General features: G+C 38.8%; 1 protein-coding gene. It reads right to left on the bottom strand.

What is annotated here, in order from left to right; genetic code table 11:
• Positions 1 to 243: 243 nt before the first annotated feature.
• The gene (locus ACKI2P_RS07510; RefSeq protein WP_407376460.1) at positions 244 to 12,036 is read right to left on the bottom strand and encodes an Ig-like domain repeat protein; all 11,793 of its coding nucleotides are present in this window, start codon (positions 12,034 to 12,036) and stop codon (positions 244 to 246) included.
• Between the last annotated feature and the right edge of the window lie 84 nt (positions 12,037 to 12,120).

The following is a 12,120-nucleotide window of genomic DNA, read 5'->3' as shown; positions in this document are numbered from 1 at the left end:
GAAAAAAATATACAGTATATATTGCCCTTTTTCATTACAACCATTTAAATCAATTAAAATCTGTAATTTATCCAAAATTAGGTAAAAATTAAGAAAATAAACATGTATTCCATCACTCCAATTTAATGATGAAAAATAAGCTATTTAAAACATATAAATATGAAATAAAGAACATTTTAAAGAAATAATGAAAATTATATTGTAAACGTATACAATATAATTTTATGCATATTAGATACAAAATTATTCTTTTTTAAATCTCCTTAGTTGAGTGGAACCCATAGCCAAAATAGCTAACATCAGAACAAATATAGGATTTGCAGTAGGATATTTAGCTAAACCTTCATGAGATTCATGTTTAACATCATTAGTATCATCAGAATTGCCGTTTTCATTGAAATCCACAGATACAATATCATATGCATATTCTTCTAAGTATTGATCATCACCTAAGTAATGAACTGCAATATTATAATCTCCAGCCTTAAGGTTTGGAATGTAAAATACTGCCTTACCATCTTTTACCTGTGCAGAATAATATTTTCCACCGATTTCAAGAGTTACAGTTCCTGTTGCATCTTTAGGAAGAGTTACTGTAATTTTTGCAGTTTCACCTTCCTTAACCTCATCAATTTCTATGCTGATTTTTGGTCTTGATTTAGATACATCAAATGATTTTTTAGCACCAGTTCCGTTATATTTGTCATCACCTGAGTATGAAACATCAACATCATAGTGTCCTGCTTTAATGTTTGGAATTGTTACAGTAGCTTTTCCATTTTTAACGGATGCTGTGTAAGTTTTACCATTGATTTTGACAGATACTGTTCCAGCTGCATCTTCAGGAAGTGTTACTGTAATTTTAGCTTTGTTATCCGGTGCAACATCAGGAATATTTACATTGATTCTTGGATTAAGTTTTGATACTTCAAATGTTTTATTGACCTCATTCGGCAAGTATTTATCATCACCTGAGTATGAAACATCAACTTTGTGCTGGCCTGCTTTAAGATTTGGAACTTCAAATACTGCAGATCCATTTTCGAGTGGTTTTGTGTATGTTTTGCCATCCACTGTTATTGTTACATTACCGGTTGCATCTTCAGGGTATTTGACTTCGATTCTTGCTGTTTCACCAACAGAAACATCACCTATATCCACTTCAACATCATCTATTTCGCCTCTTACATGGAATATATCACTAGCATTTGCAGTTGTGTAGTTTTCATTGCCGTTGTAAACCGCATAAACATCATATGTTCCTTTGGCAAGGTTAATTAGTCTCCAGGTTGCTTTTCCATCATATTTAGGTGGGAAACCAATACCCAGCAGATCAGTTGTAGCAACACTTTCATTAAGAGGAATTTCAATGGTGACCCCGCCAACTGTGATATTTACAGTTCCAGGAGCATTGACTGTTACATTTAACACTTCGATTTCCCCTTCAAGTATATCTACAACTTCAACTTTGATTGTTGGTGTTAGTTTTGCAACATAGAAAGTTAGATATGCTGAACTTGGCATGTATTTGTTGTCTCCGCTGTAAGTGACATTTACGCTATAGTTACCTGCAGCAATGTGCACTTTTACATATTCCCATGCACCTTCATCGCAAGGAATGTCATTGTATGTTTCGCCACAGATTGTAATATTAAATGTTCCGTTACTGCCTTCTGGAGTATGGATATCTATAATTGCTGCTTCACCATAAGTAAGATTTTTAGCTTCGATTACAATTGGAACATCCCATTTTGAAACAATTACGTTTTCGCATGTATAATTGTTATTGTCAGGGATTAGGTCTTTTTCATCTGATGTGACAGATACATTATTTTCAATTGTGCCTCCTGAAAGGGTTCTGACGGTTAATGTCAATGAGGCAGTATCAAGAGCGTTCAGATTTCCAATATACCATATTCCCCCATGTCTATCATAATGTCCGTATTTAGTATCAGCAGAAATCAATTTAAGTGATTTGGATAATTTTTCAGATACTTTAACGTTTGTTGCATTGCACAGGCCGAAATTCACAACCTCAATAGTGTAGGTTATCTTATCGTCCACAAATACTTCAGTTGCATTGACTTTTTTGGTTATATATAAGTCTACAACCGGTTTTACAGACACGTTAACCTCATTTGATTTGTTTACACCGGCTTCATCAGATTTGACAGTAGCTACATTTGTAAATGTGCAGTTCATTATCGGTGAAACGAGAACCCACAGGTTCATTTTGGAACCGCTTTCAAGTTCATCGATATTCCATCTGATTACATTACCTGCAAGCACTTTACCTCCTTCAGCATAAGTCATGATGACGAAATCATCTGAGAACTTGTCGCTTACAGTCACATTATTAGCTGTAATCTGACCGTCATTTGATACGGTGAATGTAAAGTTAATCTCGTCAAGTACATATGCATCAGTTACATTGGCTGATTTGACCACATTGACATTGATTATAGGATATATTTCAAATTCTGTTGAATTAGTTGATTTAAGGTAGTTGTTGGTTTCAGGATAGATTAATTCAACCTTATAGACACCAAAGTCCAGTTCAGGAATTTCAAATTCTCCACGTCCGCTTTCGTTGATTTTAACTTCATAGGTTTTACCGTTTAATCTGATTGAAATGGTATTGTTTTCTCCTTGTGGAATTTGAATTATTATTTTTCCGCTTTCACCGTAAGTGTAGTTTTCAACTGTTGGAATGATGTATGAAGGTATTTTCATTACTTTGAATGTTGTTGAATTTTCCATAGGGAGGAAAGTGTCGTCACCATGATATTCAACTTTTACATCGTATGTTCCGCAAGGCAATTTATTTAATTTGATTTGAGTTGTTTTACCGTCATTCAATGTGAAATTGCCTATTTCAACACCATTCAGCAAGACTGTCACATTTCCTGTTGGAATTGTGGAATTTTGCCTGTCTACAACACTGATGATAAATGACTCATTTTCAAGATAGCATATATCTGCCGCCGGAATTATTACATTGACTAATTTTTTGCCTGTGGAATTATCAATTCCTGTGTAATAATTATCCATTGGATGGAATACATATTCATATAATTCATCGGTGCTTGAAGTATATTTGAACTTGGCCATACCTGAAATATTGGTTTTTACGCTTGCACTTGTCAACAGATTATTTTTATTGTCGTAAATGTAGAAAGTGATATTCTGACAGTCTTCATATTGTGTCTGATATATGTTATTGTAGTCAGACGGTTTTTCATCACTTGCAAGTATAACAGGTATTCTGCGTTCGCCGCCTGTATTTGCAACTCCGTTTACGCCCAGATAGGTTACATTGGTTAAAGCAATCTGTCCGTCATTCCATATTGCATTTAAGAGATTATCATTACCTTTAAATGTAGCAATGATGTGAATTGTGTGGTTGTCATCGCTTCTTGTTACATTTAATGTCAGTTCTGCTGCATCAGCCCTGTTGTCCAGGAATGTTGAGTTTATAATTTCCATCATGTTATGTGAAAGGTATACTGCTGAACCTTTAGATGCGATATTGCCTATCAATATACAGTTGGTTAAGTTTACGCTTGTATCTGATACCCAGTAAATAGCTCCACCGTGATTTGCCTTGTTGTTTATGAATGAACTGCCGTCATAGGTGGTATTTACATTATCTCTTAAGAATATTGCACCACCATATCTGGCTGCAGTGTTGTTTTCAAATCTGCTGTCCTTGATTGCACCTATATCTCCAGTCCATGCTACAGCTCCACCGGAACCTCCAAGCACTTGATTTCCTTGAGAATCATAGTATTCATATAATCCTCTTGAATCCTCATCAACAAGACCTAATGCATTATTCTCTAAGAAACTGCAGTTGCTGAGTGTTCCGTTTGTACCGTACCAGAATACTGCACCACCATTTCTGAATGCAGTGTTGTTTATGAATTTGGAATCGGATAATTGACCGTTTCTAGCTCCTCTCTGGAATGTTACTGCACCACCGTTAAGACCTGCAACATTGTTTGCAAATATTGTATTTGTTACAGTTACATTGTCACAGTGGCCTGAGAATGTATCATCATTTCCTTTTAGGAAAATTGCTCCACCGGAAAATGCCGCATAATTGTCAGAGAAGTTGGAATCTTCAATGTGTCCGTTTTGACCTACCCAAAGGATAGCTCCACCGTCACCGCCACCGTTAGCATCAGTAATATTTCCTAAAGCAGTATTTTCGATGAATTTTGAGTTTCTAACAGTACCGTTTACACCACTCCAGTATATGGCTCCTGCAGCTCTATATGCAGTGTTGTTTATGAATGTTGAATTGTCAACAAGACCATCCCTGGCACCGCGATACCAGTCGATAGCACCACCGTTAGTGCCTGCAACATTATTTGCAAAGTAATCATCTGTAAATACAGTGTTTAAACAAGGATATTCTTCATTTCCTTGCAGTAAAACTGCTCCACCACGTTTAGCCGCAGTGTTGTTTACAAAGTTACAGTGGCTGACAATACCGTCTGCACCAGACCACATGATAGCTCCACCGTCACCTCCGGAGGTAATGTTTCCTCTGACACTTGTAGCATTGGTAATTCCTAAAGCTCTGTTTCCATAGAATAGGGAGTATATGATTTCACCCATATATCCGTTCCAGAAGATTGCACCACCTGACCTTTTAGCAGTGTTGTTGATAAATGTAGCGTTATTTACAAGACCGTCTACAGCTCCTTCATGCCAGTTGATAGCTCCACCGTTTGTTCCGGCAGTGTTGTTTTCAAAGTAGACATTTCTAAATGTTGTGTTTCTGTTTCCATGTTCACATGGTTCGATATATACCGCTCCTCCACGACCGCTGGCGTTGTATTTTGTATTGTTTACAGCTTCGTTGTCGATGAATCTGCAGTTTTCAACAAGACCGTTTATTCCTGCCCAGAACATTGCTCCACCGTCACCAACATTGCCGTATGAACCCGGATGGTCACCATAAGCAGTGTTGTTTGTGAAGTTTGAGTTTAAAATCTTACCGTTGTGTCCTCTCCAGTATACAGCTCCACCGTTTGAGTTTGCGAGGTTGTTTGTAAATGTTGAATTGTAAATGTTACCGTCATGAGCACCTTCGTGCCAGTCAACAGCTCCACCGTTGGTTCCTGCAACATTGCCTGTGAATGTACAGCCGTCAAATGTTGTGTTTGTACAGTTTCCTACATCACTTCCCTGCAGATATACCGCTCCACCACGTTTTGCTGCAGTGTTTTCCTCAAAAGTACAGTTTTCAACGATACCGTGAGCTCCTGTCCACATGACAGCTCCACCATAACCTCCATAAGTAAGGTTACCGTATGAATCCTTGGCTTCAACAATGCCTAAAGCAGTGTTGTTTTTAAAGAATGAATCCTTGATAATACCGTCTGTTCCAAACCATAATACTGCACCACCAGATCTGTTGGCCACATTGTTTTCAAATGTTGAATTTAAGATAACTCCGTCATGAGCTCCACGGTTGAAGTCAATAGCACCACCGTTTACATTTGCTGTGTTGTTTATGAATTTATCATGTGCTATTGTGGTAAAACCGTTGTCTCTTAAAAATATTGCACCACCTAATCTTGCGGCAGTATTTTTGATAAATTCTGTGTCGTTGATGTTACCTACTTCACCAACCCATGCAACAGCTCCACCAGTACCTCCAAGTACAGGATTTCCATTTTCATCAATGTATTCATGAACTCCTCTTGCATCAACATCAACAAGGCCTAATGCCTCATTTTCAATGAATGTTGAATTAGTTATTGTACCGTTACGGCCGAACCAGAATACAGCTCCACCGGACCTTTCGGCAGTGTTGTTTATGAATGTTGAACCTGATATTGTTCCGTTCATTGCACCTCTTTGGAAAGTTACAGCACCACCGTTAAGGCCTGCAAGGTTGTTTTCAAACCATCCATTTGAGATTGATACGTTAGTACAGTTTCCTGCTGTACCGTCATCACTTCCTTTAAGGAAAATAGCTCCTCCGGAATATTTTGCAGTGTTGTTTGTGAATCTGGAATCTTCAATGTGTCCGAAACGGCCAACCCAAAGGATAGCTCCACCGTCTCCACCACCATTTGCATCAGTGAATGTGCCTAAAGCAGTGTTGTTAACAAATGTTGCATTGTATACTGTACCATTTATTCCGGACCAGGATATTGCTCCACCTGATCTTTGAGCAGTGTTGTTAATGAATGTGGAATTGTCAACGTGCCCGTTTCTTGCTCCTTTAAACCATGCAATCGCGCCGCCGTTAAATCCGGCAGTGTTGTTTATAAAGAGTGAATTTGAAAATGTTGTATTCATACACAGACCTTTGTCGCTTCCCTGGAGATATACTGCTCCACCACGACCACCGGATTTGGTAATGTTATTGTATTTAGCTTCATTTTCAATGAATGTACAGTTATCCACAATACCGTAAGCTCCTGTCCACATGACAGCTCCACCGTAACCTCCATATGTAAGGTTTCCGTATGAGTCTTTTGCTTCTACAATACCTAAAGCAGTGTTGTTTTTAAAGAATGAACCTTTAATAGTACCATTTGTACCGAACCAAAGTACTGCTCCACCGGACCTGTTAGCAACGTTGTTTTCAAATGTTGAATTTAAAATGACACCGTTTGCAGCTCCACGGTTGAAATCAATTGCTCCACCGTTGACACCGGCAGTGTTGCTTATGAAATTGTCTCCATTGAATGTTGTGTTTTCATTGTCCCTTAAAAATATTGCACCACCTAATCTTGCAGCAGTGTTGTTTATGAAATCTGAATAGTTTACATGACCCACTTCACCAACCCATGCAACAGCTCCACCGGAACCTCCTAGCACAGGTTCGCCGTTTTCATCAATATATTGGTGAACTCCTCTTGCATCAACATCAACAAGACCCAATGCCTCGTTTTCAATGAATGTTGAGTTATCGATTGTACCGTTGCGGCCATACCAGAATACAGCACCACCAGACCTTGCAGCAGTGTTGTTTATGAATGTTGAGTTTGACAATGTACCGTTCATTGCTCCTCTCTGGAAGGTGACTGCTCCTCCGTTAAGGCCTGCGAAGTTGTTTTCAAACCATCCGTCTTCAATGAATACATTACTACAGTTTCCGGCTGTACCGCTGTCTGATCCTTTAAGGAATATTGCACCACCAGAGTATGCCGCTTTGTTGTTTGTGAAATTGACAGTTTGAATCATACCTTCAGGACCTACCCAGAGGACTGCTCCACCGTCTCCACCACCATTGGCATCTGTGATTTCGCCTAAAGCAGTGTTGTTTATGAAAGTGGCATTCTTGATTGTTCCGTTTACACCACTCCAGTATATACCTCCACCGGATCTGTGAGCAGTGTTATTAATGAATGTGGAATTTTCAACACGACCGTTGGCAGCTCCTCTAAACCAGTCTACAGCACCACCGTTGTATCCCGCAGTGTTGTTTATGAACATTGAGTTGTAAAATGCAGTATCGTGACCGTTTCCGACATCACTTCCCTGAAGGTATACTGCTCCACCACGGCCACCTGATTTGGTAGCTTCATTGTATTGAGCATAGTTGTTTATGAAAGTACAGTTGTCAACGACCCCTTGTGCACCTGTCCACATGACAGCTCCACCATAACCTCCATAGGTGACATTTCCATAGGAATCAGTGTAGTTAACAATACCATAAGCCCTGTTGTTGATGAAAGTGGAATCTTTAATGGTACCGTTAGTTCCAAACCAGAATACCGCACCTGCAGACCTGTTTGCATAGTTGTTTTCGAATGTTGAGTTTATGATTATCTCGTCGTGAGCTCCACGGTTGAAATCAATTGCACCACCGTTGATTCCTGCAGAGTTGTTTGTGAAGTGTGAGTTTTGGAATGTGATTTTAGCATTTTCTTTCATGAAAATAGCTCCTCCAAGTTTAGGAGAAGTGTTGTTTACGAAATTGGAATTGTTTACCAAACCAAGTGTTCCAATCCAGTATATTGCACCACCGTTGTTGTTGATTGTATAACAATCTGTGAAATTGGTGTCATTCATTGTTATGTTGTTACCTGAAATGTAGACCGCTCCTCCGTCGCTTACAGCATAACAGTCAATCATATTGGATGATGAAACTTTAACGTCACTTCCATCAATGTTCATTGCACCCCCGGTGTTTGAATAGCATTTTATGAAAGTGGAATTTTCAATATTAGCATATTCACCGAAGAGAATGAATATTGCACCCCCTTCGTCACTGCCGTGACAGTCATCAAATACGGTTCCTGAAATATTTGTATATTCTCCGAATATGTATATTGCACCACCGTCACCGTCAGAGAAACAATCAGTCAAATTAGAATTGATTATTCTTGTATTTGTACCTGCTACAAACATTGCTCCTGCATTACGTGCATGGCATAACCTGAAATTTGAATCTTCGATTGTAGCATAGTTACCTGCGATTGAAATCGCACCTGCGGCACTTGCTCCACCTCCGTGTTCAATGTAGTCCGGAGCGGTTGTGTTTGTGAAGTTTGATTTTGAAATTGTAACGTTTTCACCGTAGATGAATATTGCTCCACCGTTACCTCCTTTTTCTGAAATGGTATTGGAGAAAGTTGATGAAGTAATGTTCACGTTGTCTCCAAATACATATATCGCTCCACCAAAACCGGCATAAGGATTATTTTTTGAACTTGCATTGGTAAATTTGAAATTGGAATTGGAAATGACTGCATCATGACCTTCCACATAGATGGCTCCTCCGCTTTCAGTAGCCCAACTGTATGTGAAATTGCTGTTGTCGACCAGAACGTCATGACCTACAATGTAAATAATTCCTCCATCATATGCAAAGCTGTGTATGAAATTGGAGTTTTCAACAGAAGCCAAATCACCTTCGACGAAGATGGCACCACCGTTTCCTTTGCTTGCTTGGGTTTTATCAAAGGTACAGTTGTCTACTGTTGTGTTGTAACCTGCTACATACATAGATCCACCGTTTCCTTCACCAACAATACTTGAATCAATAATACCGTTGTAGATTGTTGCATTGTCTCCGGCAACATAAATGGCACCACCATCATTTGTGGCATTTGTCATTGCGATTTTGAAATCTGCAAATACTGCATTATCCCCTGCAACGTAAATGGCACCACCATTATTGTATGCAATACAGTGGACAGATGTAAAACCATCGATTAAAGTATTGGAACCATTAATATAAATAATACCTCCTTCATATGCATTACACATTTCAAAAGTGGAATTATAAATCGTAGTGAAGTTTCCTTGAACTTCTATGGATCCTCCACGACCTGTTTGATTATTGACCTTGTTTTGAAGGAAATAAGAATTGGATACAGTAGCATTCAAACCTGCAATATATAACGCTCCACCATTATAGTTATAGGCTATACATCTTGTGAAGTTTGAATTGAATACGTTTGCATGGTCTCCTTCAATATAAAGAGCGCCACCGTAATTGGTAGCATTAGTGAGTGAAATGTTGAAATTGGAAATTGTAACATAGTCTCCTGCAACATACATTGCTCCCCCGTTGTTTAAAGCCAAACTGTGAATACATGCATAACCATCAATCAGAGCATAGGAACCGTTTACATATACAACCCCACCATCATAAGCAGTACATTTGTCAAATAGACAGTTCAGGATTTTTGTGTAATTTCCCTGAACATTGATTGAACCTCCACGTGCCTGCATACCTGAAACTTTGTTTTCAACAAAGCGGGAGTTGGATATGGTTGTATTAAATCCTTCAACATATATTGCCCCTGCACCGTTGTTGTAGGATAAACATTTTTCAAAATCAACATGATCAATTGTTGCAAAGTCACCTGCAACATATATTGCTCCCGCATAGGTGGTTGCATTGTTATAACTCATATTGGAGTAAGAGATTGTTGCATAATCCCCATTGACATAGAATGCTCCTCCTTCAACCGCAAAACTAAAGTCACCAAATGAATTGTTGATGAATGCATTAGGACCGTCAACATATATGAACCCTCCTTCAAACGCAGTACATCTTTCAAAATTACAATTATAAATATGAGTGCGGTTTCCCTGAAGATATATTGCACCACCATGACCATTACCTATGTTTACCCGATTCATAGTAAAGTTACATTCCTCAACATGAGTATGATAACCTGAAATAGCAATTGCACCACCGTCCTTTGTTCCTGAACTGCATTTGTCAAATATTGATTTTTTGATTCGTACATTATCTCCATATACGTATATCGCACCTCCTGACAATGTAGAGCTTGAAAGTGTGAAAACTGAATTGCTTACTGTGGAGTTTGAACCGTAAATGCACAGGGAACCACTTCCCCCGCCAACAGTATTGAGAATGAATGTTGTATTGTCCACGCTACCGTGGTCACCTTCCCAGGTTATAGCTCCACCGTCATGACCTGCGTGATTTGAAATCATTGATGAATTATATAATGTACCATAGCTTCCAGCGACATACGCCGCACCACCGTCGTTACCTGCAGTGTTGTTAGCAAAAACCACATGATGGACAAAACCGTAATCTCCCTTGATGTATCCGGCACCGCCGTCATGACCTGCAGAACAGTTGATGAAAGTGGAATTTGATGCTCCAAGATACTCTAGAGGCAACTTATCCCTATGATCATGAATATCAGAAACATTAGCGTGAAGGTATATCGCTCCACCGTCATATGTTGCACTTTCCTTATAGAAGTTACAGTGGTAGATAGCAGCCCCAATATCCATGTAGATACTTCCGCCCATATATGCACTGTCAAAACTGAATTGTGAGTTAAATATTACTGTAAACAGACCTGCACAATATATCGCGCCCCCATCCATTCTAGCCTGGTTTTTGTAAAAAGTAGAAGAATTAATCATGGTTAAACCGTCAAATGCGTCTACAGGATCAATTGGACATAGATATACTGCGCCACCATCACCCAGATTGGTAGTACTGTTGATAAAATTGGATGCCTCGATTGTACCATTGATTCCTCTCCACATCACAGCACCACCGTTTCTGGAAGCTGTGTTATTGATGAAAGTAGAATCGGCCAGAATACCTCCATCCCCATCGATATAACCTGCACCGCCGTCACGGCCAGCGAAACATCCAATAACTGTGACATTTCTTACACTTCCACCACTGAGATAGATGTAACCTGCTCCCCCATCGTTGGCTGCTCTGCAGGAAATCATGCGAGAGTTTAAAATACCTGCCTTATCCCTGAATTCAGGAGGTAAAAATGAGAAGTCGATTATCTTGGAATTAACGTAGATTCCCCCACCATTACGGCCAGATGATGAGTTTATAAATTCACATCCATCAATACATGCTCCGGAATCCAAAAGTATGGATCCTCCGTTTTCAGTGGCTACATCACTGTTGAATTTTGAAGATATGATGTCAAGAAATGTTCCTGATGCATAGATTGCACCACCGTTTGCAGCCCTGTTGTTTACAAATACTGAATCGGCAATGATAGAATTGAAAGTAATTGTTGAATTGGAAGATGAAATGTAAATAGCTCCACCATTGCCTGTTGCTGTATTATTTATAAAATTTGAATTGATGATATTGACACTATCTCCTGAAGTCCATGAGACTGCAGATCCTTTTGAACCATAGGCATTAATAAATGTAATGTCTTTCAATGTAACATGTCGGTTTCCAGATATAGTAAAAATTGAGGCCGTACCTGCCCCATCCAGAGTATGACCTTTACCGTCAATGGTTATATCCTTATTGATGGAGATTCCACTTTTTTTATCTCCTTCAGTGTAGATATAATCCCTATCAAGCACAATAGTCGCACCTGAAGCACTTTCCTGAATCGTTTTGTCAAGCTGAGTGAATGTATCTGATGCTGTTAAAACTTCACTATCATCTGCTAAATTTAGAGTGTTTACATTTTCCACTTCAGTCACATTTGCATCATTTGAGTATTCATTTGCTGATGCAACCGAAATTATGGAAAACAACACCAATGTCATTAATGTCAAAATAATTATTTTCTTCCAATTCATAATTTTTTTTCTCCCCATAATTTATTAAAAGTTAAGCGTTTTTGAACGCCTATACTGATATTAATTTAAGTTAAAAGATATATA

The sequence above is a fragment of the Methanobrevibacter sp. genome (genome assembly GCF_045541095.1).
Taxonomy (GTDB): Archaea; Methanobacteriota; Methanobacteria; order Methanobacteriales; family Methanobacteriaceae; genus Methanocatella.
Note: the sequence above shows the minus strand (reverse complement) of the source record. Positions and strands in the feature narration are given on the sequence as shown.

Coding starts and splice junctions, on each gene's coding strand:
- ACKI2P_RS07510 (WP_407376460.1), bottom strand. CDS start 12,036: ATGAATTGGAAGAAAATAATTATTTTGACATTAATGACATTGGTGTTG.